The 24185-nt window shown below is 45.9% G+C and carries 24 protein-coding genes, 2 tRNA genes and 1 other annotated feature; of the genes, 20 read left to right on the forward strand and 6 right to left on the reverse strand.

The window, feature by feature from the left end; genetic code table 11:
• Positions 1-318: 318 nt before the first annotated feature.
• Positions 319-762: a GNAT family N-acetyltransferase gene (locus BUA56_RS16985; RefSeq protein WP_242946786.1), complete on the forward strand. Its 444-nt coding sequence runs from the start codon at positions 319-321 to the stop codon at positions 760-762.
• Positions 763-818: 56 nt separating this feature from the next.
• On the opposite strand, the gene BUA56_RS16990 is transcribed toward BUA56_RS16985, so the two are convergent.
• Together BUA56_RS16990 and BUA56_RS16995 are read right to left on the reverse strand one after the other, a co-directional pair.
• On the reverse strand, positions 819-1346 hold the full coding sequence (locus tag BUA56_RS16990) for an ECF transporter S component (RefSeq protein ID WP_072853880.1): 528 nt from the start codon (positions 1344-1346) through the stop codon (positions 819-821).
• Between the two features lie 288 nt (positions 1347-1634).
• Positions 1635-2204 (reverse strand): xanthine phosphoribosyltransferase, encoded by a 570-nt coding sequence (locus tag BUA56_RS16995; protein ID WP_072853882.1) that lies wholly within the window; start codon positions 2202-2204, stop codon positions 1635-1637.
• A gap of 181 nt (positions 2205-2385) precedes the next feature.
• Between BUA56_RS16995 and BUA56_RS17000 the strand changes: the two genes are divergently transcribed.
• The 6 genes from BUA56_RS17000 (at position 2386) to BUA56_RS17025 (ending at position 7282) form a co-directional block, all read left to right on the forward strand.
• Entirely contained in the window at positions 2386-2616 is a 231-nt protein-coding gene (locus BUA56_RS17000) for a hypothetical protein (protein ID WP_072853884.1), read from the forward strand.
• A gap of 9 nt (positions 2617-2625) precedes the next feature.
• Positions 2626-2991, forward strand: a complete 366-nt coding sequence (locus tag BUA56_RS17005) for a metal-sensing transcriptional repressor (protein ID WP_072853886.1) — start codon at positions 2626-2628, stop codon at positions 2989-2991.
• Between the two features lie 44 nt (positions 2992-3035).
• Entirely contained in the window at positions 3036-3881 is an 846-nt protein-coding gene (locus tag BUA56_RS17010) for an Mrp/NBP35 family ATP-binding protein (RefSeq protein ID WP_072853888.1), read from the forward strand.
• Positions 3882-4146: 265 nt separating this feature from the next.
• A complete protein-coding gene (locus tag BUA56_RS17015; protein WP_072853890.1) occupies positions 4147-4374 on the forward strand; it encodes an HPr family phosphocarrier protein in 228 nt (75 codons plus the stop codon).
• A 64-nt stretch (positions 4375-4438) separates the two neighbouring features.
• Positions 4439-6802 (forward strand): ATP-dependent DNA helicase, encoded by a 2364-nt coding sequence (locus tag BUA56_RS17020; protein ID WP_072853986.1) that lies wholly within the window; start codon positions 4439-4441, stop codon positions 6800-6802.
• Between the two features lie 108 nt (positions 6803-6910).
• On the forward strand, positions 6911-7282 hold the full coding sequence (locus tag BUA56_RS17025) for a RidA family protein (protein ID WP_072853892.1): 372 nt from the start codon (positions 6911-6913) through the stop codon (positions 7280-7282).
• Positions 7283-7343: 61 nt separating this feature from the next.
• Here the strand turns inward: BUA56_RS17025 and BUA56_RS17030 are convergent, their stop codons facing one another.
• Positions 7344-8228 (reverse strand): LysR family transcriptional regulator, encoded by an 885-nt coding sequence (locus BUA56_RS17030; RefSeq protein WP_072853894.1) that lies wholly within the window; start codon positions 8226-8228, stop codon positions 7344-7346.
• Positions 8229-8377: 149 nt separating this feature from the next.
• Between BUA56_RS17030 and BUA56_RS17035 the strand changes: the two genes are divergently transcribed.
• The 4 genes from BUA56_RS17035 (at position 8378) to BUA56_RS17050 (ending at position 13467) form a co-directional block, all read left to right on the forward strand.
• Entirely contained in the window at positions 8378-12130 is a 3753-nt protein-coding gene (locus BUA56_RS17035) for a phosphoribosylformylglycinamidine synthase (RefSeq protein ID WP_072853896.1), read from the forward strand.
• Positions 12131-12701: 571 nt separating this feature from the next.
• Positions 12702-12774: transfer RNA gene (locus BUA56_RS17040), tRNA-Val, on the forward strand.
• Positions 12775-12806: 32 nt separating this feature from the next.
• Positions 12807-12880: transfer RNA gene (locus tag BUA56_RS17045), tRNA-Met, on the forward strand.
• Between the two features lie 92 nt (positions 12881-12972).
• Positions 12973-13467, forward strand: a complete 495-nt coding sequence (locus BUA56_RS17050) for a GNAT family N-acetyltransferase (RefSeq protein ID WP_072853898.1) — start codon at positions 12973-12975, stop codon at positions 13465-13467.
• On the opposite strand, the gene BUA56_RS17055 is transcribed toward BUA56_RS17050, so the two are convergent.
• Complete coding sequence (locus BUA56_RS17055) at positions 13459-14481, reverse strand: YeiH family protein (RefSeq protein ID WP_072853989.1); 1023 nt, start codon at positions 14479-14481, stop codon at positions 13459-13461. The genes BUA56_RS17050 and BUA56_RS17055 overlap by 9 nt on opposite strands.
• A gap of 126 nt (positions 14482-14607) precedes the next feature.
• Here BUA56_RS17055 and BUA56_RS17060 point away from each other — a divergent pair, with 126 nt between their 5' ends.
• Positions 14608-15501 carry a LysR family transcriptional regulator gene (locus tag BUA56_RS17060; RefSeq protein WP_072853900.1) on the forward strand — a complete coding sequence of 298 codons (894 nt, stop codon included), beginning with the start codon at positions 14608-14610 and terminating at the stop codon, positions 15499-15501.
• 42 nt (positions 15502-15543) lie between these two features.
• Here BUA56_RS17060 and BUA56_RS17065 read toward each other — a convergent pair whose 3' ends face one another.
• Positions 15544-15774, reverse strand: a complete 231-nt coding sequence (locus BUA56_RS17065; protein ID WP_072853902.1) for a permease of phosphate ABC transporter — start codon at positions 15772-15774, stop codon at positions 15544-15546.
• Positions 15775-15946: 172 nt separating this feature from the next.
• Here BUA56_RS17065 and BUA56_RS17070 point away from each other — a divergent pair, with 172 nt between their 5' ends.
• Positions 15947-18154 (forward strand): DNA topoisomerase III, encoded by a 2208-nt coding sequence (locus BUA56_RS17070; RefSeq protein ID WP_072853903.1) that lies wholly within the window; start codon positions 15947-15949, stop codon positions 18152-18154.
• Between the two features lie 30 nt (positions 18155-18184).
• On the opposite strand, the gene BUA56_RS17075 is transcribed toward BUA56_RS17070, so the two are convergent.
• Entirely contained in the window at positions 18185-19000 is an 816-nt protein-coding gene (locus BUA56_RS17075) for an amidohydrolase family protein (RefSeq protein WP_072853905.1), read from the reverse strand.
• On the opposite strand from BUA56_RS17075, the gene BUA56_RS23910 reads away from it, so the two are divergent.
• The 7 genes from BUA56_RS23910 (at position 18999) to BUA56_RS17105 (ending at position 24116) form a co-directional block, all read left to right on the forward strand.
• A complete protein-coding gene (locus BUA56_RS23910) occupies positions 18999-19121 on the forward strand; it encodes a hypothetical protein (RefSeq protein ID WP_278320872.1) in 123 nt (40 codons plus the stop codon). The genes BUA56_RS17075 and BUA56_RS23910 overlap by 2 nt on opposite strands.
• Before the next feature lie 15 nt (positions 19122-19136).
• Positions 19137-19368 (forward strand) — a binding site (T-box leader).
• Between the two features lie 61 nt (positions 19369-19429).
• A complete protein-coding gene (gene epsC / locus BUA56_RS17080; protein WP_072853991.1) occupies positions 19430-20149 on the forward strand; it encodes a serine O-acetyltransferase EpsC in 720 nt (239 codons plus the stop codon).
• The gene (cysS, locus tag BUA56_RS17085; RefSeq protein WP_072853907.1) at positions 20136-21542 is read left to right on the forward strand and encodes a cysteine--tRNA ligase; all 1407 of its coding nucleotides are present in this window, start codon (positions 20136-20138) and stop codon (positions 21540-21542) included. The genes epsC and cysS overlap by 14 nt, the downstream gene beginning before the upstream one ends.
• The gene (locus BUA56_RS17090; RefSeq protein ID WP_072853909.1) at positions 21527-21979 is read left to right on the forward strand and encodes a Mini-ribonuclease 3; all 453 of its coding nucleotides are present in this window, start codon (positions 21527-21529) and stop codon (positions 21977-21979) included. The genes cysS and BUA56_RS17090 overlap by 16 nt, the downstream gene beginning before the upstream one ends.
• Positions 21951-22703, forward strand: coding sequence for a 23S rRNA (guanosine(2251)-2'-O)-methyltransferase RlmB (rlmB, locus tag BUA56_RS17095; protein WP_072853910.1), 753 nt, complete (start codon positions 21951-21953; stop codon positions 22701-22703). The genes BUA56_RS17090 and rlmB overlap by 29 nt, the downstream gene beginning before the upstream one ends.
• A gap of 37 nt (positions 22704-22740) precedes the next feature.
• The gene (locus BUA56_RS17100) at positions 22741-23334 is read left to right on the forward strand and encodes a sigma-70 family RNA polymerase sigma factor (protein ID WP_072853993.1); all 594 of its coding nucleotides are present in this window, start codon (positions 22741-22743) and stop codon (positions 23332-23334) included.
• A gap of 155 nt (positions 23335-23489) precedes the next feature.
• Entirely contained in the window at positions 23490-24116 is a 627-nt protein-coding gene (locus tag BUA56_RS17105) for a TetR/AcrR family transcriptional regulator (protein ID WP_158641017.1), read from the forward strand.
• Positions 24117-24185 lie beyond the last annotated feature (69 nt).

The raw sequence follows: 24185 nt of genomic DNA on the forward strand, positions 1-24185 counted from the left end.
CGGAGTGCGTCCGAAGATCCACTGCCGGCGGTCACTTAGGAGCGAAGGCTTTCCTGAGCTTCTTAGTGAACGGCCAGGCAGTTAGCTAAGGAGAAACGCAGTAGCAAGCAGATCCACCCAGTACCCCTGGCCCCAAGACCTCCTCCCTTGACCGTCCGTCTGCAACACTGCGCTGGCCGACTATTTCACTTCGAACTTCACATACACAAAACTATCATTTGATCAATAAACCTTAAAATGATATAATGACCCACATACGAGTTCCGGGCATATCTGCCCGAAGGATAACAGAATTTGAAAAGTTTGGAGGAACAGATAATGAAGATCAGAGATATAAAACCCCAGGACAGAGAAGTTGTCTGGGATATGGTGAATAATTTCTATACAGGAACAGGGGCTTGCCTGCATCCGCTGGAGAGGGAGAATTTTGAGAAAACCTTTGAGGAGTGTCTGAAGGAAGAAAAGACCTATGCCAGGATGCTGGTGATAGAAGGCGAGGATGGTCTCTGCGGATATTGTATTCTGGCGTTTACCTGGAGCAATGAAGCCGGGGGGATGGTGGTCTGGGTAGAGGAATTATATTTTACGGCTCAGGCCAGAGGAAAAGGATATGGAAAAAAGGTGTTTCAATGGCTGGAAAAGGAGTATTCCGGAGCAAAGAGGTTCCGTCTGGAGGCCACGGCTGAGAATCAGGGTGCTATTAAGCTTTATCAAAGACTTGGATATGAAGAACTGGATTACTATCAGATGATAAAAGAATAAGAGAATACAAATGCCAGGCAGTGTGAAACGCCTGGCATTTGCTGTGTGTGAGAAATCTAATGAGAAAGAGCAATCAGCCGTTTCACATCAGGGACTGCTGAAAGAATCGGGAAGAGGATAGCCGCTATGATAAGACCCCCGCATCCCTGAATCAGGTTGGCCGGAAGGCTGGCAAGGGCACCGGCGGGGCTGTAGAGGAAGGCCTCACAGAGTCCATATCCTCCTGCAACCAGAATTATATCAATGATGCCTCCGGCGATCACTCCGGCAAACTGGTGCTTTCCTTTGTGTGAAATCTTTTTGAAGGCATATCCGCTAAGCATGGCAACTAAGGCTTTGATCATGAACGTAATAGGAACATAGATAAAATATCCGCCCAAAAGATCAGACATTGCAGAACCCAGACCGGCGGCCAGTGCTCCATATACCGGGCCAAGGATAATTCCGGAGAGGATTACAATGGCATCTCCGGGATGTATATACCCGTTGGTTCCAGGGGTGGGGATGCGAATAGACATGGTGGCAACACAGGCAAGTGCTGCAAAAAGTGCAGTCATCACAATTCTCTTTGTATTTATCTTCATTAAAATACTCCCTTTCTGTTTCTTACTTATAAAATACTATACCGGATAAATGGACTGATTAAAATAGCCAGTTTTGTCAAAAATAGCCATACCAGATTGGGCGAGACTGTGAAAAAAATCTTTCTTGTTGCCGCAGACAGCATCTTCCTTTCCGCCGCAGTGTGATCCCCCGGAGGGTTTTTTATTACATAGGGAATAAAGTTTCCTATGTAATAAAAAAGCGGTATACAAAAAAACAGAAGTTTTTTCCTATACCGCCGGGGGTATCATAGCAATGTGAAATACGCGCTAACGGAACGTCAGAGAGGTGTCTGACATGGATTCTATAATAGCCAGGGATTCCAGACGGATTCCCATGTCACGGATCTGCTGGCCGCCGTCCTGAAAGCCTTTTTCGATCACAATACCGGCCCCTTCCAGGGCAGCACCGGCGCTCCGGACGATCTCGATCAGCCCGAGAAGGGCACAGCCATTTGCCAGAAAATCATCGATAATCAAAACATGATCCTCGGCGCTTAGAAACTTTTTGGAGAGAATTACATCGTACACTTTTTTATGAGTATAGGATTCTACTTTAGTGGTATACATATCTCCGTCCAGATTCAGGCTCTGCGCCTTTTTGGCGAAGACTACCGGAACATTAAAATATTGGGCTGCGATACAGGCAATCCCAATGCCGGAAGCCTCTATCGTGAGAATTTTGGTGATGGGAACATCAGAAAAACGTCTTTTGAATTCCTTGCCCAGTTCATTGATAAAGGGGATATCCATTTGATGGTTCAGAAAGCTGTCTACCTTAAGTATGTTTCCCGGTTTTACCGTTCCATCTTTCAGAATACGTTCTTTTAAAAGCTGCATATCTTTATTTCCTCCCAGAATAGATTACATCTATGATACGACATAATTTGACAGCTGGCAATTCCTTTCCTAAAAAAATACTAAAATATAATAAAAGTAGATCGAGAAAAAGGAAAAGTGTGATATAATATATAAGCTATAGGCAGCAGTGCCACAGGAGAAAGTAAAGGAGAACGGAACCTTGAAGGAATATGAAGCTGTATGGGAGATTTTTAATCTGTGTTCCGGCAATCAGATGCGGGACGTTTTTTTTGAAGAAATCGCGGTTGAGAATCTGGATCAATATATAGAAGAAAAATTTCAGGGAGAAGAACACTTCACTTATGAAAAAAGTGTACTGGAGGATGGAAGCATAGTATATGACATTATGACATCCAAAATCAAACAGAGATATACTTTTACAGAAATCTAAGGAGGACGTATGGAAGAGCAGAAGCATACACATACTCACATTATGGAAGATGGGACAGTGGTAGAGCATACCCATGGGGGAACACACTCACACGGTCCGGGCGGCCACACGCACAGCCATGAGCATACCAAGGCAGTGCTGAACCGTCTTTCCAGGGCAATCGGACATCTGGAATCCATACGGCGTATGGTGGAGGACGGCAGAGACTGCAGCGAGGTGCTGATACAGCTTTCCGCAGTCAAAGCAGCTATTAATAATACAGGAAAAGTGATTCTTCAGGATCACATTGAGCACTGCATCGTAGATGCGGTGGAAAGCGGGGATCATGAGGCCCTGGAAGAACTGAACAAAGCGATCGACCGGTTTATGAAATAAGGCCGTATAATAAAGTAAAGGAAAGAAAAGGAGAGTAAAAAGTCATGAGCAGAGACTGCAGCAGCACAACATGCACAAAAGAGAGTTGTGAAGGATGTAAAAGCAAAGAAAAAGGAGCAGGGATTTCCAAGGAGATGGCCAATGGATACTCTGAGATTAAAAAGGTAATCGGAGTGGTCAGCGGAAAAGGAGGGGTAGGAAAGTCTTTTGTGACTGCTTCCCTGGCCAATCAGATGGCAGCAAAGGGCTATAGGGTAGGTATTATGGACGCGGATATTACAGGTCCGTCTATTCCTAAGATGTATGGACTGAAAGGCGCAGCACAGGCAGACGATCAGGGAATTTACCCTATGATTACAGAAAACGATATCAAAATCATGTCAGTGAACCTTCTCCTTCCCAAGGAAGATGCGCCTGTGATCTGGAGAGGACCGGTAATTTCCAATATGGTCAAACAGTTCTGGACAGATGTGATCTGGGGCGAACTGGACTATCTGTTTATTGATATGCCGCCGGGAACCGGGGATGTTCCCCTCACAGTTTTCCAGTCACTTCCTATTGAGGGAGTATTCATTGTAACGTCTCCCCAGGAACTGGTGCATATGATCGTAAAGAAAGCTTATAATATGGCTGATATGATGCATGTGCCCGTATTCGGTGTTGTGGAGAACTACAGCTATGTGAAATGTCCGGACTGCGGAAAAGAATTTAAGATCTTTGGGGACAGCCATATTGAAGAGGTGGCAGCAGAGCTGAATGTGCCTCTGGTGGGAAAGATGCCCATCGATACTTCCTTTGCGGAGGCGGCTGATGCAGGAACCTTCGGACAGATCGATAATACTTATCTGAAGGATGCCTATACGTATCTTCCAAAAGCTTTAGAGGAATAAATACTGCGTAAAATATGACAAAATATTACTGGATAAATTAGGTAAAAGGTGTTAATAAATTAACAAACCATAGCTCCCCGGAGGGGCGTCTGTAAAAATTGGTGAAAAAACGCTGCGAAGATCCAGTATTTAAAGAAAATCTTCATAAAAGTCCAAAATACAGGAGATGTCGGTTGTCCTACCTTTGAGTTGACAAATTCTGGAACAAGTGCAATAATACAGTAGAAAAAATTTATATGTGTTTTTGTATGAAAGGGTGATAACTATGATAGAACGTCAGATTAAGTTACCAGCCACTGAGGATGTAAAAGAATTTGTGACAGAAGCCAGCAGGTGCGATTTTGATATTGATGTTTTTTACAACCGCGTGGTAATTGATGCAAAATCAATTTTGGGTGTATTCAGCATGGATTTGACTCGCGTATTGACCGTAAAGTGCTTTGGACGTGACGAAAAGTTTTTGAATTTCTTGAATAAATATGCAGTAGCATAAAAGACAGGAGAAGAACAGGCGCAGGACAATGGATTGTCTTGCGCTTGTTTGCGCTATAGATGATATGGAAGAAAAGACAATTATAAAATTATCCGTCCGAAATCTGGTTGAGTTTATACTTCGCAGCGGCAGTCTGGACAACAGAGTGGGAAGCGGAACAGACCGCGAGGCCATGCAGAAGGGTAGCCGTCTGCATCGAAAGATACAAAAGCAGATGAAGGCATCCTACCGCCCGGAGGTTCCGCTGACATTTGAAAAGGAATATGAAGAATTTATCATAAAACTGGAGGGAAGGGCCGACGGAATCTGCGAAGAAGAAAATGAGGTGATGATTGACGAGATTAAGGGGGTATATCTGGATCTCTCTCTTCTGACTGCACCTGTGGAGGTTCACCGCGCCCAGGCCATGTGTTATGGGTATATATACGGAAGCCAGAGGGGGCTGGAGGCTGTTACCATTCAGATGACGTACTGCCATCTGGAATCTGAAAATATCAAACGCTTTCAGGAGAAGATCTCTCTGAGAGAACTGACAGAGTGGTTTGAAGCGCTTTTGGAGCAATATTATAAATGGGCGGACTTTCAGTACAGGCGAAAAAAAATACGCAGAGAGTCTATGGAGCACCTGGAATTTCCCTTTCCCTACAGAGAGGGACAGAGGGAACTGGTGGCAGGTGTGTACCGTACCATACACCATAAACGGCAGCTGTTTATTCAGGCGCCCACAGGAGTGGGGAAAACCATGTCAGCTATTTTTCCGGCGGTGCGGGCTGTGGGTGAGGGACATGGGGACAAAATTTTTTATCTCACAGCTAAAACCATAACAAGGACAGTGGCAGAAGAGGCTTTTGCCATTTTAAAGGAGCATGGATTATCCTATAAGACAATAACCATTACTGCAAAAGAAAAGCTCTGCCTCTGCGAAGAGATGAACTGCAATCCGGAGCACTGCCCTTATGCGGACGGTCATTTTGACAGAGTAAATGATGCGGTGTTTGCACTTCTCGGAGAGGATAAGCCCTACAGCCGGGAAGTGCTGGAGGAACACGCGGAAAGATGGAAGGTATGCCCTTACGAAATGTGTCTGGATACTGCCTCCTGGGTGGATGGGATAATATGCGATTATAATTACGTATTCGATCCCAATGTACACCTCCGGCGTTTTTTTGGTGAGGGGATGAAGGGAGACTATCTCTTTCTGATCGATGAGGCCCACAATCTGGTAGAGCGGGGACGTAAGATGTACAGCGCCTGCCTGTACAAAGAAGATTTCCTGGAAGCAAAGAGAATCGTGAAAGGACAGGGCAAAAAGCTGGAGCGGCTTCTGGGGAAATGCAGCAAAGAGCTCCTGGAATATAAAAAGGAATGCGAAACCTGCGAAGTGCTGCCCAATCTTGGAACCTTTCCCATCAGTCTTATGAATCTGCTGGGAGAGATGGAAAATTTTCTGGAGGAAGCTCATAAAGAGGAAATCAGCCGTGCTGTTCTGGAATTGTCATTTCAGGTGAGACACTTTCTGAATATGTATGATCTGCTGGACGAGAACTATGTGATCTACTGCGAACGGAAGCAGGAAAGATTCTCTGTGAACCTTTTCTGTGTTAATCCTGCAGCGAATCTTCAGAACTGTCTGAATAAAGGAAACAGCGCTGTTTTCTTTTCTGCTACTCTTCTTCCCCTGGCATATTACAGGAGCCTGTTCAGCACCCGGGAGGATGACTATGCCATGTATGCCAAATCTCCCTTTGAGAGGGAGCACCTTTGTCTTTTGCTGGGACGGGATGTAAGCAGCAGGTATGTCCGGCGCGGGTATGAGGAATACCGGAAGATAGCGGCTTATATATCCTGTCTGGTCAGGGGCAGAGAGGGAAACTATATGGTGTTCTTCCCCTCATACCGGATGATGGAGGATGTATATGACATTTTCCGGGAAGAGTTTGCCCTTGAGTCCTGCAGGTGTATTCTTCAGGATACTGCCATGAATGAAAAAGAAAGGGAGGAATTTTTGGAGGAATTTTCCCCAGGCAAAACAGGTACATTGGTCGGCTTTTGTGTTTTGGGAGGTGTATTTGCCGAAGGAATTGACCTATATGGGGAGCGTCTCATAGGAGCTGTGATTGTGGGGACAGGGCTTCCCCAGGTAAGCAATGAAAGGGAAATTTTAAAGCAGTTTTATGACAAACGGGGAATCAACGGCTTTGACTACGCCTACCGCTATCCCGGTATGAATAAAGTTTTGCAGTCGGCAGGACGGGTAATTCGTACCAGTGAAGACAGGGGGATTGTGCTGCTTCTGGATGAACGGTTTCTCCAGTCAGAATACCGCCAGCTATTTCCGCCGGAGTGGGAGGGGTATCAGGTATGTGCACTGTCAGGGGTAAAACAGGAAATACAAAAATTTTGGTCAATATACAAAAACTTTTCTTGACCATCACCCGGGTTCCAGTCTATAATGAATATATTGACGGAACGTCAAAGTATTCCCGGTGCTGGGCAAGCAGCAGAAGCCGGGAGCAATCGGAGAGGAGATAACAAAATGAAGGTTATTAGCACAGACAAGGCACCCGCAGCAATCGGACCATATTCTCAGGCAATGGTTTTAAACGACATCTTATTTACATCTGGCCAGATCCCCATTGATCCGGCAACGGGAGAGATTAAAGGGACTGCTATTGAAGAGCAGGCAGAACAGGTGATGAAGAATCTGGGAGCTGTTTTAGAGGCAGCAGGCACCAGCTTTGAAAAGGTAGTAAAGACTACCTGTTTTATTGCTGATATGGGTGATTTTGCGGCATTTAATGAAGTATATGCGAAATATTTTGTGGGCAAGCCTGCCCGCTCCTGTGTTGCGGTGAAAACGCTTCCCAAGAATGTTCTTTGTGAAGTAGAAGTAATCGCTAACGTATAAGGAATTTGAGTTGAGTGGGAAGCCCTCTGCAGGGATATAGTCTGCAGAGGGCTTCTTTTTTCTAGCTTTCTGCCGGATCAAAATACTGAATAAATTTTTGAACAGCAGCGGAGGGGGGGATCTGTTCATTGGAGGCAAGAGCAAGAAAGCGGCGGGGAAGAGTCTCTTCCAGCTTCAAACGATATAAATTGTCATAGGAATCCAGCGCATAATCAGGGACAAATGCGATACCAAGGCCAATGCGGGCTAAGTCAATGAGCAAATCATTGCTGCTGAGCTCTACCTCAGGGACGAGATTCAGATTATGCCGGGAAAAAAGATCGTGGAGAAACTCGCTGGTTGTGCTTTTGCGGTCCAGCATAAGCAGGGGCAGCCGCTGAAGCTGAGAGAAGGAGAGGGATTCTCCCCGAAAGTTAAAATAGGTTTCATTTGCCACAAATACGTCCTGAAACTCTTTGATCATTCGCAGTGTACCGTAGCCTTTCAGACGGACATTGGGGAAATTGCTGACAATAATATCTACCTGCCCGCTTTCCAGGAGATCTGCGCATCCAATAGAGGTCTGATTCATAACCTTAATATGGATCTCCGGATACTCTTTGTGAAACCGGCTCAGATATGGAACCAGAAAATAGCGGCATATGGTATCGCTTGCTCCTATGCGCAGCTGTCCTCCGAGCTGATTGGGATCCATCAGCTGTTCTTCTCCCTTGTGGATTAGATTGACCGCAGGCTCTATATGGCGGAAGAGTACCTCTCCTTCCGGGGTCAGGAGCACTTTTTTTGTGCTGCGTATAAACAGGGGCTGGCCCAGCTTTTTTTCCAGTGTCTTAATGGACTGGCTGACGGCGGACTGAGAGATATAAAGCCTTTTTGAGGCCTCGGAGAAGCTGAGGGTAGCGGCAACATAGTAAAACACTTTGTACAGTTCATAGCTGATATCCATGGAAAAACTCCTTCCTGTGTACACTACACAACTTATAAATCATATAAGATATATTAATTTTACTAATGATATTTCTTATGATAATATAAAAACTATAAGAATGCAATCATGGATTTGCCATCCTTAAAAAGGCAGGAAAGGAGTCGTTGATGAGTAACGTAAGACGAGTTTTTGTGGAGAAGAAACCAGATTTCGCCGTGCAGGCAAAGGAACTGAAGCATGAGATCAGCAGCTACCTGGGAATCAGAACAGTTACAGGGGTGAGAGTGCTGATCCGGTATGATGTGGAGAATCTTTCCGATGAGATTTTTCAGGCAGCCTGCAGGACTGTTTTCTCTGAACCACCGGTAGACGTACTGTTTCATGAAACCTTCGGGATGGGGGAAAAGGCCAGAGTATTCTCCGTGGAATATCTTCCGGGACAGTTTGATCAGAGAGCTGACTCAGCGGTTCAGTGCGTGAAGTTTTTAAAGGAAGACGAAGAACCTATTATTCACTCAGCTACTACCTATGTGATAGAGGGAGATATTACAGAGGAAGAATTCCAGGCAATTAAGAATCACTGTATAAACCCGGTAGATTCACGGGAAACAGATCTCACAAAACCCGAGACCCTTGTGACCAAGTTTGAAGAGCCTGCAGATGTGATGATCTTTGACGGATTCGCGGATATGGAAGAGGAGAAACTGAAAGGACTGTACGCCTCCCTGAATCTGGCTATGACGTTCAAAGACTTTCTGCATATCCAGAACTATTTCAGGGAAGTGGAAAAGAGAGATCCTTCTATGACAGAGATTCGGGTGCTGGATACTTACTGGTCCGACCACTGCCGCCATACTACGTTTTCCACAGAGCTTAAGAAGGTTACTTTCGGGGAAGGGGAGTATAAAGCCCCTATGGTATCTACCTATGAGAAATATCTGACAGATCGGGAAGAGATTTTTAAGGGCAGAGAGGACAAGTTTGTCTGTCTGATGGATCTGGCTCTGATGGCAATGCGCAAATTAAAAGCAGAGGGAAAACTTCAGGATCAGGAGGAATCTGATGAGATCAACGCCTGCAGCATTGTAGTACCTGTGGATGTGGACGGAAAAGATGAAGAGTGGCTGATTAACTTTAAAAATGAAACCCACAATCATCCAACAGAGATAGAGCCTTTCGGCGGGGCTGCTACCTGTCTGGGCGGAGCCATCCGTGATCCGCTGTCAGGACGTACCTATGTTTATCAGGCCATGCGCGTGACGGGGGCTGCAGATCCCACGGTTTCCGTGAAGGATACGCTGAAAGGAAAGCTTCCCCAGAAAAAACTGGTACAGGGGGCAGCTAAGGGCTACAGCTCCTATGGAAACCAGATCGGTCTGGCAACCGGATATGTAAAGGAAATTTATCACCCGGATTATGTAGCCAAGAGAATGGAGATTGGTGCTGTTTTGGGGGCTGCTCCGAGACGGGCGGTAATCCGTGAGAATTCCGATCCGGGAGATATCATTATACTATTGGGCGGGAGAACCGGGCGTGACGGCTGCGGAGGAGCCACAGGATCCTCCAAGGTGCACACTGAGGAATCCATTGAGACCTGCGGAGCAGAGGTACAGAAAGGTAATGCACCTACGGAGCGTAAAATCCAGCGTTTATTCCGCAGAGAGGAAGTCAGCCGCATCATTAAAAAGTGCAATGACTTTGGGGCCGGCGGTGTCTCAGTTGCCATCGGTGAGCTGGCAGACGGACTTCAGATTTACCTGGATAAAGTGCCTAAAAAGTATGCCGGTCTGGACGGTACAGAAATCTCCATATCCGAATCCCAGGAGCGGATGGCAGTGGTAGTGGATCCGAAGGATGTGGAGCAGTTCCTGGAATATGCCAGGGAAGAGAATCTGGAGGCTGTTGAAGTTGCAGTGGTAACGGAATCTCCCAGATTAGTTATGGTATGGAGAGACAAAGAGATTGTAAACATCTCCAGAGCTTTCCTGGATACTAACGGAGCCCACCAGGAGACAGAGGTTTACGTAGACATTCCCGGTAAAGAGGGAACGATATTCTGCAGGGAAGAAATCGGTGATGTAAAAGAAAAGTGGCTGAATACACTGGCAGATTTAAATACCTGCTCCCAGAAAGGTCTGGTGGAAATGTTTGATGGCTCCATTGGGGCAGGATCTGTATTTATGCCTTACGGCGGAAAGTATCAGCTCACAGAGACCCAGGCTATGGTGGCCAAGGTCCCGGTACAGAACGGCAAGACGAATACGGTAACCATGATGAGCTATGGCTTTGACCCATATCTGTCCAGCTGGAGCCCTTATCACGGAGCTGTATATGCGGTGGTAGAGTCCGTTGCCAGGATCGTGGCAGCCGGCGGTGATTACAGAAAGATACGATTCACTTTCCAGGAATACTTCCGAAGAATGACAGAGGATCCAAGCCGCTGGAGCCAGCCTTTTGCAGCACTTTTGGGGGCATATGCGGCACAGATGGGCTTTGGTCTTCCTTCCATCGGAGGCAAGGACAGTATGTCCGGAACTTTTAATGAGATTGATGTTCCTCCTACACTTGTATCCTTTGCCGTGAATGTGGCAAAGCAGCAGGATGTTATCACGCCGGAGCTTAAGACACCGGGAAGCCGTCTGATTTGGGTCCGGATGCCAAAGGGGGAATACGATCTGCCGGATTATCCCGGGCTGATGGAACAGTACCAGAAGCTTTATGAGGATATACAGGCGGGCAGAGTGCTGTCTGCCTATGCGCTGGATCGTCAGGGGATTGCTGCGGCGGTCAGCAAGATGGCCTTCGGCAACAAGCTTGGAGTTAAAATTGAGCACAGTGTAGATCAAAGAGATCTGTTTACGCCGGGATTCGGAGACTTAATCTGTGAAGTAAAAGAGGGAAAAGTCGGTGAACTTGGAGTGGCCTATACCCTGATCGGTGAGGTAAAGGATGACGGAGTATTCCGCTATGCCAACGTTGAGATTCCGGTGGAGGAGGCTCTGAGGGCATGGACAGGTACGCTGGAAAAGGTGTTCCCATCCAAAGCCGCAGAGGATACTGCAGAAATAGAAAGCCGGTTATATGATGCGAAGGAAATCTACGTGTGCAGACATAAAACAGCCAAACCCACGGTGTTTATTCCCGTATTCCCGGGTACAAACTGTGAATATGACAGCAAAAAAGCATTTGAGCGGGCAGGAGCACAGGTTGTAACAAAGGTATTCAGGAACCTGAACGCAGAGGACATCCGGGACTCTGTGAGGAGCTTTGAGAAAGCCATCAATCAGGCCCAAATTATTATGTTCCCCGGAGGCTTCTCCGCAGGAGACGAGCCAGACGGTTCTGCCAAGTTTTTTGCCACTGCATTTCAGAATGAAAAGATCAGGGAGGCAGTTATGCGCCTTCTGAACGAAAGAGACGGCCTTGCCCTGGGAATCTGCAATGGATTCCAGGCGCTGATTAAGCTGGGTCTTGTGCCCTACGGAGAGATTACAGGGCAGACGGAGGATTCTCCCACCTTGACGTATAATACCATCGGCCGCCATATATCTAAGATGGTATATACCAAAGTGGTGACAAACAAATCCCCATGGCTGCAGAAGGCTGAGCTGGGGAAAGTGTATACCAATCCCGCATCACATGGTGAGGGCAGATTCGTCGCAGGGCAGGACTGGATAGACAAGCTGTTTGCAAACGGCCAGGTTGCCACGCAGTACTGTGATCTGAACGGCAATATCTCCATGGATGAAGAGTGGAATGTGAACGGCTCTTATGCTGCCATCGAAGGAATTACAAGTCCCGACGGAAGGGTTCTGGGCAAAATGGCCCACTCAGAGCGGAGAGACGACGGCGTTGCCATTAATATTTACGGAGAGCAGGATATACAGATTTTTGAATCAGGTGTAGCCTACTTTAAATAAAGAATAAAAGACAGGTTTTTCTGCCGGATGTCGGCGGAAAAACCTGCTTTTTGTCATAAAAAGTATAAAATGTACATAAAAACGGACAAAAAGTGGTAAAAAGAGGAGACAGTGTATCATACATAAAAAATGCATTCCTAATTGAAAGCTGGGGGATAAAAAAGTATTAAATTAAGGTTACAAATATATTATCAAAAATTTAAAATTCGAGTTATAGTTCCCAAAATGTAATCTATATTGTACAGTTTCAATTTGTTGCTTTTCAAGAGCTTTCTTTACAGCTATAGTAAATATATACAAATTGCAATTCTTGTATCGGTCAACAAGGTCCGTTCAAATCCTGCCGTTCTGGCATCTGTTTTCTTCTTCCGGCAGACCTGGGTTGTCCATTAAGTAAGATTAGAGATGCATCTCTCACTTGCTGTTTCCGCATAGGGAAGGCCCTTTGGCAAGCAGTTGAAAAACATCGAAATTATATAAAAAAAGTAAAAAAAACAGGTTGACAAATGTGTCTATAAATTATATAATAGCAGAGCAGGTTACGCAAAAGACCTGCAAAGCACAAAGATATGGGATCTTAGCTCAGCTGGGAGAGCATCTGCCTTACAAGCAGAGGGTCATAGGTTCGAGCCCTATAGGTCCCATTCATCTGTTTAAATACAGATAACAATTATTTGGCGAGATAGCTCAGTTGGCTAGAGCATGCGGTTCATACCCGCAGTGTCGGGGGTTCAAATCCCTTTCTCGCTACGAAAGCCTTGTAGACAGGATGTTTACAAGGCCTTTTTATTACTTTGGAAAAGTTTTTGAACTTTCTATCTAACGCATAAGGAGAGAAAAGAATGGAGAATACCGATAATATGAAAGTGCGGTTCGCACGAGAAGAGGATATCCCTCAGATCCTTGGATTTATTCAAGCCCTTGCTGTCTACGAGGATATGCTGGATCAGGTAGTGGCTACAGAGGAACTTCTGAAGGAGTGGATTTTTGAGAAGAAGAAAGCAGAAGTGCTGCTGGCAGAATGTGAGGAAAAGCCGGTAGGGTTTGCGTTATTTTTCCACAATTTTTCCACTTTTTTGGGAAGAGCCGGGATTTATCTTGAAGACTTGTTTGTTTTGCCTGAATACCGGGGAAGAAAGGTAGGCAAAACCCTGCTTCGAGCATTGGCAGAGATAGCCGTGGAGAGGGAATGCGGAAGACTGGAGTGGTCCTGTCTGGACTGGAATCAGCCAAGTATTGATTTTTATCTGTCACTGGGAGCAAGACAGATGAGCGATTGGACAGGGTACCGTCTGGAAGGCAGCACCCTGAAATCGCTGGCCGGGCTGTCAGAATAAAACGCCGATAAGGGTTACCGCCAGTACTGTCTGCATAAGTCCTACGCAGCCACCGTAAAGCATTGCTTTTGGTCCTTCCCGCAGCAGATCCCGGAATTTGACCCGCATGCCGATGGCTGCCAGGGCTATGATCTCAAACTGGCTGCTTACAAATTTGGCGGTACGGGAGATGGGCAGAGGAACTACTCCGGTACTGTTGATAATAGTAAATAAAAAGAAACCGATGATAAACCAGGGAACTTTGCAGGAGACCCTGGTTTTTTTTCCCTCATTTTCACTGCCGCATGCAGTTTTGGCAAACAGGGGATCTTCTTCGCTGGTGTTCATCCTGGAAAAAGTAAGGGCTACCAGTACAAGGAAAATAATGCGGATAATTTTAAAGATGGTAGACATCTGTACGACATCGTCGTTCACAAATTTGGCTGAGGCAATTACCTGGCCGATGGACTGCAGAACCCCTCCGATGAGTCCGGAGGTATGAATGGTCTCATGGTGATATAAGATTCCTGCTATGAGGGGAAGCAATACCATTAAAAAGGTTCCGGTAACATTAACAATTGTGATGGAAATCCCTTTATCCTTGGAATCTGCCTTCAGAATCGGAGAGACGGTGCCGATGGCAGAAGAGCCGCAGACTGCGTTTCCGGCGGACATAAGCAGGCAGAATTTCTTGCCGAAGCCCAGACGCTTGCCGATGAGGTAGGTCCCGAATATGGTGACGGAGAGCTGAATTGCGATGAAAAGGATTCCCCGAAGACGGACTCCCGCGATATCCGACAGGTGAAGAGTCAGTCCGGTCAGTATAATGGAATATTCGAGAAGCCTGGATTCCGAGAATTTGGTTCCTTTATTCAGCGTATCCTTGTTCAGAAAGGTATTGCCGCAGATGATTCCGATGGCTATGGCAATCAGCGCTGCACCCAGTGCGGGGACGAATGAACTTAGATATTCTGCTGCCAGGGCGATTAGCAGGCAGGGAATAAAGCCCGGAATGATTTCTAAAATGCTGCTCATTTTCTTTTTCAATTAAAACACTCCTTTATTTTAAATTCTTGAATTAACTTGATTCTACCACTTTTTTACTATAAGATAAAATTATAAATTATTATTGGCAGATAAAATATATTTATGGAGAAGGCCATGTTAGATTTTAGAATTCATACATTTCTGGAAGTATGCAGGCGGAAAAGCTATACGAAGGCTGCCAAGGCGCTGCATATTACACAGCCGGCAGTTACGCAGCACATCCACTATCTGGAAAAGGAATATCAGGCAGAGTTTTTTGACAGGAATGCCCGCACCCTCACCCTTACCGGGGAGGGCAGGATTTTTTACTGGTATGCACTCACCATGGAGTCAAACAGCAGAAAAATCTATAAGCTTCTGGAGCAGGCTGAGAAGCCCTGCCGTCAACTTAGATTCGGGGCAACCTTAAGCATAGGAGAGTATGTGATGCCCAGGATCCTGGGGGATTATCTGGAGGAATTTCCCGGGGACAAAGTGTCTATGCTGGTAGAAAATACCGAAAGCCTGTTGAAAAAGCTGGACAGAGGGGAAATTGATTTTGCAGTAATTGAGGGAAAATTCAGAAAGGATGCCTATGCCTATTCTCTGTTTTCAAATGAGAGGTATATTGCAGTGTGTGCAGAGGACCACCCTCTTTCCGGCGAGAAAGTATCCATTGACGAACTTCTTGGCTATCCTTTTATTATCCGGGAGAAGGGTTCCGGAACCAGGGATATCTTTGAAGCTATCTTAAGTGAATACAGCCTGAAATTGGATCAGATCCGGAAAGTCAGTGAGATTGGGGATTTTCAGGCTATAAAATATCTTGTGGAAAGAGGATTGGGAATCACCTTCCTCTATGAGATGGTGGTGAGAAATGAGATCCGGGAGGGAAAGCTGAAAGAAATTGCCATTGAAAATTACGGTGCAACCAGAGAGTTTAATTTTGTATATCTGAAAGGCAGTATCCTGGAAGAAGATTATATGACTTTTTACCATTTCTGCCAGAGCCGGATGACGCCTGCATGATGGGCAGGCGCCCCTTATGGCCCCGGTGTGTGAATGAATAGGTTATGCCTGTTCCCGCCGCTGGATGATGATCTTAATGAGTTTCATCATCAGAGGAATGTAGGTAACTACAAAAACTGCTGCGGCCAGAAGCAGAGGCAATTTCTTGCGTTCCTTTGGTATGGCCAGGCCAATCATGACACCAATGGAACAAAGGCAGAACTTAATCAAAGCCAGATCCTTCCAGTCGGATTCCTGTACATACTGATCGGCACATGCAAAGAGTTCTTTCACGATACACCGCCCCCTGTTCGTAGTTGATACTGAAATTATACCATGAAAAGGTGCAGGAGGCTATGAGAAACAGGAGAAATACAAAAACGGTTGGAACAAAAAGAATTTAATGGTATACTTGGAAATGATGTATCTTAGGTAAACCAAAACAGAAGTTATTTTGGAGGAATAAATGAAAGCATTAGTGATAGCAGAGAAGCCTTCAGTAGCCAGGGATATTGCCAGGGTTTTAAAATGCCAGAAAAATATCCAGGGGGCTATGGAGGGAAGCCAATATATCGTAACCTGGGCACTGGGACACCTGGTCACACTGGCAGACCCGGAAGGATATGACAAGAAATATAAGGAGTGGAAGATGGAGTATCTTCCTATGATGCCCAAAAAGATGGAGCTGGTTGTGATTAAGCAGACATCCAAGCAGTATCAGGCAGTAAAGACCCAGCTCTACAGAAAAGATGTGAATGAGATTATCATCGCCACAGATGCAGGCAGAGAGGGAGAACTGGTTGCCAGATGGATTCTGGAGAAGGCGGGCTGCCATAAGCCCATCAAGAGGCTCTGGATCTCTTCAGTGACCGATAAGGCCATCCGGGAGGGATTTGCACATTTGAAAGACGGAAGAGAATACAATAACCTCTACGCAGCTGCTGTATCCAGGGCAGAAGCGGACTGGCTGGTGGGCATCAATGCCACAAGGGCGCTCACTTGTAAGTACAATGCCCAGCTGTCCTGCGGTCGTGTGCAAACCCCTACCCTTGCCATGATAGCAAAAAGAGAAGAAGAGATACGAAACTTTAAACCGGAAGAATACTACGGCATTAGTCTTCAGGCCGGTAAGGTAAAGTGGACATGGCAGGATCAGAAGTCCGGGAGCTATCGTTCCTTTCAGAAAGAACGAATGGAACAATTGGCAGAAAAGCTGAAGAGAGGAACTCTATCCGTGCATTCCATAGAGCGGGCCGCCAAGAAGACGCTTTCTCCCGGTCTCTATGATCTGACGGAGCTTCAGAGAGACGCCAACAAAAAGTTTGGATTTTCCGCTAAGGAAACACTGAATATCATGCAGCGCCTGTATGAAAACCATAAAGTTCTCACATACCCGAGGACAGATTCCCGCTATATCGGAACGGATGTGGTAGGGACCATAAAAGAACGTCTGAAAGCCTGCAGTGTGGGTCCCTATAAAAAGCTTGCCGGAAGTCTGATTATGAAACCCATACAGACAAATAAGTCTTTTGTGGATGATAAAAAAGTCAGTGATCACCATGCTATTATCCCCACTGAACAGTTTGTACAGATGGATCATATGACTAACGAAGAGAGGAAAATATACGATCTGGTAGTCCGGAGATTTCTGGCGGTTCTCTATCCTCCTTTTGTCTATGAACAGACAACAATGAAGGCGACCGTAGAGGGCGAGAATTTTCTCGCCAGGGGAAAGATTGTAAAAGAAGAGGGCTGGAAGGCTGTGTATGAAACTGTACCCATGGACGATGAGGAAGAGGAGGAAAATGACAGCAGAGGTACTTCTCTGAAAGAACAGATGCTCCCTGAGGTGAAAAAGGGAGAAAAATACTCCGTGCAGAATCTGGAACTGACAAAGGGAAAGACAAAGCCCCCGGCTCCTTTTAATGAAGCCACGCTATTGTCAGCCATGGAAAATCCGGTAAAATATATGGATTCCCGGGATGCAGCCGCTGTAAAAACTCTTGGGGAGACCGGAGGGCTGGGAACGGTTGCTACCAGAGCGGATATTATAGAAAAACTCTTCAACAGCTTTCTGATGGAAAAAAGGGGAAAAGACATTTTTATTACATCCAAGGCAAAGCAGCTTCTGGAACTGGTCCCGGAGGATTTAAAAAAGCCGGAGCTGACAGCTGACTGGGAGATGAAGCTTTCCAGAATCGCAAAAGGAACTATGAAAAAAGAAGTATTTCTGGCCAATATCAGAGACTATACGCAGGATATCATAGGAGAGATCCGACAGGGAGACGGGACATTCCGTCATGATAACCTTACTAACACGAAATGCCCTGTGTGCGGAAAGAGGATGCTGGCTGTCAATGGGAAGAACAGCAGGATGCTTGTCTGCCAGGACAGAGAGTGCGGACACAGAGAAACCGTATCCAAGATAAGTAATGCCAGGTGTCCGAACTGCCACAAAAAGATGGAATTATATATGAAAGGCAAGGAAGAGACTTTCATCTGTTCCTGCGGCTACAAGGAAAAGCTTTCTTCCTTCAAGGCCAGAAGGGAGAAGGAGGGAGCAGGAGTCAGCAAGAAGGACGTGCAGAGATATCTCCAGGAGCAGAAAAAAGAGGCCAAGGAGCCCATTAACAATGCATTTGCCGATGCATTGGCAAAACTTAATCTGAAGTAAAAAAAGGAATCCGGCGGGCCGGATTCCTTTTTAACTGATATTTGCGGGGCGGTATACCCTCAGTGCATTCTTATAGAATACATCCTCGTAGTATGCCTCAGGGATAATGCTTTTTATAAAATCTATATAATTGGGAATATTCACCAGGGGCCAGTCTGTGCCGTACAGGAGTTTATCATATTGATCCAGGTATCCCAGCCAGGTCCGCAGGTGCTCCAGGTATCCTTTGCTTTTTTCCTGTGTTTTTTTAGGATCTACCATGCCTTCAAAAAGTCCGGAGAGATCTGCAGCAACATTCTCGTTTTTATCTACCACTGCAATGCCGTCAACGATCCAGGGATTGCCCAGATGACACATGACAAAGGTTACCTGGGGAAAAGCCACAGCTACCTCATCGATAGTGAGGGGGTGGCTGTATTTTAGGAGACCTCCGGTTCCTGCGGTATCTCCAGTGTGGATGGCCACCGGTTTGTCATACGTTTTGGCAAGCTCATAGTATGGGAAGTAGGCAGTGTCAAAAACATATTGAGAATTATACCCGGGATACAGTTTAATACCCACACAATTCTTACGCTGCAGGTGCTGTTCTACTTTATCTATGGAGGCTGCCAGGCTCCTGGCGTTCAGGCAGCTGCTGTCCAGGCCGATACAGTAGCTGAGAAACTCAGGATACTGATGGTACGAAAGATCCAGAGTCTGGTTGCCCATAACGATGCCGTGGACAATCTCCTCCTCCTGAAAAACTGTGCGCAAATGCTCCGTGGTGTTTACATGGGCTGCCTCTTCGGCAATTTGGTCAAAATAGGGAGAGGAACAGCAGTGAATGTGGGCATCAATTATTTTCATGGCAAAATCTCCTTTGATAGGTAATAATAAAGCATATGAGAGTATTATAACAAAACCCGGAGCAGGCTACAAGGAACATCCAAAAAAGAAAACAATTGACAAAAACTGCATTTCTGAATAAACTAGAAGAAGACAGGAAAAGGCAACGAAAGGGAAGAGTAGCTGATATTTGAACTGACAGAGAGAGAAGGCCACCGGCTGAAAGCCATCTCAAGGGAGAATCCAGCGAAGTGCCCCCTGGAGCTGACCGGGTGAACAGGCATCTGCCGCCAGTAGTCCGGTACGTTACTCATGCGTTAAATGAAAGAAGGGGAGGATCCGGTGTATCCTCTAGTAGAGTGGAACCGCGGACCAGCTTCGTCTCTTGTGTAAGAGACGGAGCTTTTTCTTTTTTCAGAGATATTGATTTTAGAAAGAAAGGGTGATACCATGGGGTTTATCCAGCATTTTAGAGAAGAGTTTAAAGTAATCACAGAACGGGACCCGGCGATAAAGACACCCTGGGAGGTGCTGCTGTACCCAAGTTTTAAAGTTATGTTAAAATACAGAAGAGCACATAAACTATACTTGAAAGGCCATTATTTTCTGGCCAGATGGATTTCCCAGAAGGCTGCCCATAAAACAGGGATAGAAATCCACCCCGGGGCAACCATAGGAAAAGGACTTTTTATAGACCATGGAAGCGGGGTTATTATTGGTGAGACCTCGATTATCGGAGATAATGTTACGCTCTATCAGGGGGTTACCCTGGGAGGTACCGGAAAAGAGACCGGGAAGCGTCATCCCACGCTGGAAGACAATGTAATGGTCAGCGCAGGGGCTAAGCTCATTGGTTCCTTTACCGTTGGGGAAAACTCTAAGATTGGGGCGGGATCTGTGGTACTCAGCGAGGTGCCGCCAAACTGTACCGTGGTTGGTGTGCCGGGGCACATAGTAAAAAGGGATAATGTCAGAATTCCCAGGAATGATATGGATCATGTTCATCTTCCGGATCCTGTCTGGGAGGATATCAAGATTCTGCAGGATGAGAATAACCGGCTGAGAAGCCGGATTCTGGAAATGGAGAGAGAGCTGCGGCACTGTGAGAAAAACTGCAGGCAGACGGAAAAAGAAATAGAAGATAAAGGAGAATCATATGAAAGTCTATAATACGTTAACAAAAAGAAAAGAAGAATTTATTCCTCTTGAGGAGGGCAAGGTAAAGATGTATGTATGCGGACCTACCGTATATAATTTTATCCATATAGGCAACGCCAGACCCATGATTGTTTTCGATACTGCCAGACGGTATATGGAGTACAAAGGGTATGAGGTAAATTATGTCTCTAACTTCACAGATGTGGATGACAAGATAATCGCAAAGGCCCAGGAAGAAGGGGTAAGCCCGGAGGAGATCTCCACACGCTATATTAAGGAGTGCAAAAAGGATATGGCAGACATGAACGTAAAGCCTGCTACCACTCATCCTCTGGCCACCCAGGAAATCGGGGGTATGATTGCTATGATCGCCTCCTTGATAGAAAAAGGATTTGCCTATGAAGTAAAAGGAACCGTGTATTTCCGGGTAAAACAATTTAAGGAGTACGGCAAGCTCTCCCACAAAAACATAGAAGATCTTCAGTCCGGATTCCGGGCCATCCAGGTATCAGGGGAGGATCAAAAGGAAGATCCCCTGGACTTTGTTCTCTGGAAGCCGAAAAAGGAAGGAGAACCGGCATGGCAGTCCCCCTGGGGCGAAGGACGCCCGGGCTGGCATATTGAGTGCTCTGAGATGTCTAAAAAATATCTGGGAGAAGAGATCGACATTCACGCCGGAGGAGAGGATCTAATCTTCCCGCACCATGAAAATGAGATTGCCCAGAGTGAGTGCTGCAACGGCAAACCATTCGCAAAATACTGGCTGCACAATGCCTTTCTCAATATTGACAACAGGAAAATGTCAAAATCTTTGGGGAATTTCTTTACTGTCAGAGAGATTGGAGAGAAATATGATCTCCAGGTGCTTCGCTTCTTTATGCTAAGCGCCCATTACAGAAGTCCGCTGAATTTCAGCCAGGAATTGATGGAGGCTTCGAAAAACGGTCTGGACAGAATCATCACAGCTGTGGACAGCCTCAATTATCTTATGAAGTCTGCCCAGGGGGATGAGATGTCTCAGACTGAGCAGGAGAAAGTAAATGAGCTTACTTCCTACACGGCAAAGTTTGAAGAGGCCATGGACGACGATTTTAACACGGCAGATGCTGTCTCCGCAGTTTTTGAACTTGTAAAATTTGCCAATACCAGCTGCACAGGGGAAAGCACACTGGCATTCCTCAGAAAAGTAAAAGAAACCATTCTGAAGCTTTGCGGTGTGCTGGGACTCATTGTGGAGAAAGAAGAAGAGATGCTGGATTCTGACATTGAAACTTTAATAGAAGAACGTCAGGCCGCAAGAAAGGCAAAGAACTTTGCCCGTGCCGATGAAATCAGAGATCAGCTTCTGGGGATGGGAATTATCCTGGAGGATACAAGAGAAGGGGTAAAATGGAAGAGAGCTTAAAGTATTTAAAGGAACAGTTCCACCTGGGGAATACGGATATCCGCACCTATTCCCCGCTGACACTGGCATACATCGGGGATGCTATCTATGACCTGATTATCCGAACCATTCTGGTGGAACGGGGGAATTCCCAGGTGAATAAGCTGCATAAGAGGGCCAGCACGATGGTAAAGGCTTCGGCACAGTCTTCCATGATGGAACATCTTATGGAACTGCTCACGGAAGAAGAAGAGGCTGTTTACAAAAGAGGCAGAAATGCCAAATCTATGACTATGGCTAAGAACGCGACTATGTCAGACTACCGCAGGGCCACTGGATTTGAGGCGTTAATGGGATACCTGTACCTCACTGAACAGTGGAAGCGCATGCTGGATTTGATAAAAATAGGATTAGAAAAGGGAGAGTATTATGGAGGAAAGCAGATTCCAGGAAAATAAAGTAGAAGGGCGCAATGCCGTGCTGGAGGCTTTCCGTTCCGGCCGTGCGGTGGACAAGCTTTTTGTCCTGGACGGCTGCCAGGACGGCCCGGTGCGCTCAATTTTGAGAGAAGCCAAAAAGAAGGACACCATTATCAGTTTTGTTAAAAAGGAACGGCTGGATCAGATGTCAGAGACAGGGAAGCACCAGGGTGTGATTGCGGTGACGGCTGCCTATCAGTATGCGGAAATAGAGGATATCCTTGCACTGGCACAGAAAAAGGAGGAGCCTCCGTTTCTCTTTTTTCTGGATAACATCGAGGATCCCCATAATCTGGGAGCCATTATCCGTACGGCCAATCTCGTGGGAGCCCACGGGGTGGTGATACCAAAGCGGCGGGCAGTGGGGCTGACTGCAACCGTTGCCAGAACTTCGGCCGGTGCTCTGAACTATACGCCTGTGGCAAAGGTTACGAATCTGGTGCATACTATAGAGGAGCTTAAAAAAGAGGGGCTGTGGTTTGTATGCGCGGACATGGGTGGGAGCACTATGTATGAGGTGAATCTGAAAGGCCCCATCGGACTTGTTATTGGGAATGAGGGAGAGGGAGTAAGCCGTCTGGTAAAGGAAACGTGTGATTTTACGGCCTCCATCCCCATGAGAGGAGATATTGACTCTCTGAATGCTTCGGTGGCCGCCGGGGTACTGGCCTATGAGATTCTTCGGCAGAGGCTCCAGGGATAAAGCAGTATACCAGGGATATGGATACGGGGGGGATAGAATGAAGGATTATGAGGAATGTACAGACGAAGAGCTGATTACCCTGCTCCGGGAGGGCAATCAGGAGATAGAAGATTATCTGATAGATAAATATAAGAGCCTGGTGCGGAAAAAAGCCCATGCTATGTTTCTCATGGGCGGTGAGACGGATGACCTGATACAGGAGGGGATGATTGGTCTTTTTAAAGCCGTCAGGGATTATCTTCCGGACAAAAAGGCGTCCTTTGCCACTTTTGCCAGTCTGTGCATTGACAGGCAGATTTATAATGCCATACAGCTGTCCAACCGGCAGAAGCACAGACCCTTGAACACCTATATTTCCCTGAGCAACGAGGAGGGGGATCCTGCCCTGGAATCAGAAAATCTGTGGCAGCAGGATCCGGAGTCGATTGTGATTGCTCAGGAAAGCGCGGCTGGCATGCGGGAAAGAATACGGAAAAGGCTAAGTCCCTTTGAAAATAAAGTGCTGGACCTGTACCTGGAGGGATACGGCTACCTGAAGATTGCGGAGATATTAGAAAAACCGGGAAAATCCATAGATAATGCCATACAGAGAATCCGCGGGAAAGTGAAAGAGGTAATGGAATTATTGTGAGTAAAACATTAAAAATTCAGTATAATTTTCTTTATGAAAATAGTACTGAATTTTTATGCAGATTATTGTTTGAAATGTCAATTGTATTTTACAGAATCATTGGTATAATATAAGTATATTGAACGTGTTCAAGAAAGGAGAAAGTAGTGCCAAACTTGGAGAAAGAGACATGCGAAAGGATAGAAGCAGTAGCCCGTAATCTATTTTATGAATTGGGCTACAAGAACACTACAATCCGTAAAATTGCAAAGGAGGCTGAAATAAGTGTAGGACTTGCCAATTATTATTTTGGGTCCAAAGACGGGCTGTGTGCCAAGATTTATTCCAGTTTCAGAAGAGAGCTTTTTGAGATTATAAAAAGACGTTTTCCGGCCGGAGAGGATTATGATTTTGAGGCTTCTCATGTAATTATTTTTGATGCCATGCTGCTGATGGAAAGCCAGCCCCTTCTGGATTTATACAATGGGATATGTTATACGGAGGAGATGGAGCAGTATATGTATGAAATGTCAGCCCATATTCTAAGAAATACAAATATTGATGCGGGATACCGATATCTGTTCAGTATAACGATACCGGCTCAGAAACCCAAATTGGTCAATGTGGACAGAGAAGAGCATAATGTATCTAAGAGAGATATTGTGAGATTTTTTCTCAACAGTTACAGCCTTCAGTTTTTTAAGGATAAAAGCAGGCTGGATGAGCTGGTGGATATTACCTTGCAGCATTATAAAGAATGCGGCATACACCTGGAACAAGGATATAAAATTGTATATCATTAAATGTTCTGTGCAGACACAGAACATTTTTAAGACGCGTATTTGAACGCGTTTAATAATGATGAAAATTGA

The sequence above is a fragment of the Lactonifactor longoviformis DSM 17459 genome (assembly GCF_900129135.1).
GTDB classification, from domain to species: Bacteria; Bacillota; Clostridia; order Lachnospirales; family Lachnospiraceae; genus Lactonifactor; species Lactonifactor longoviformis.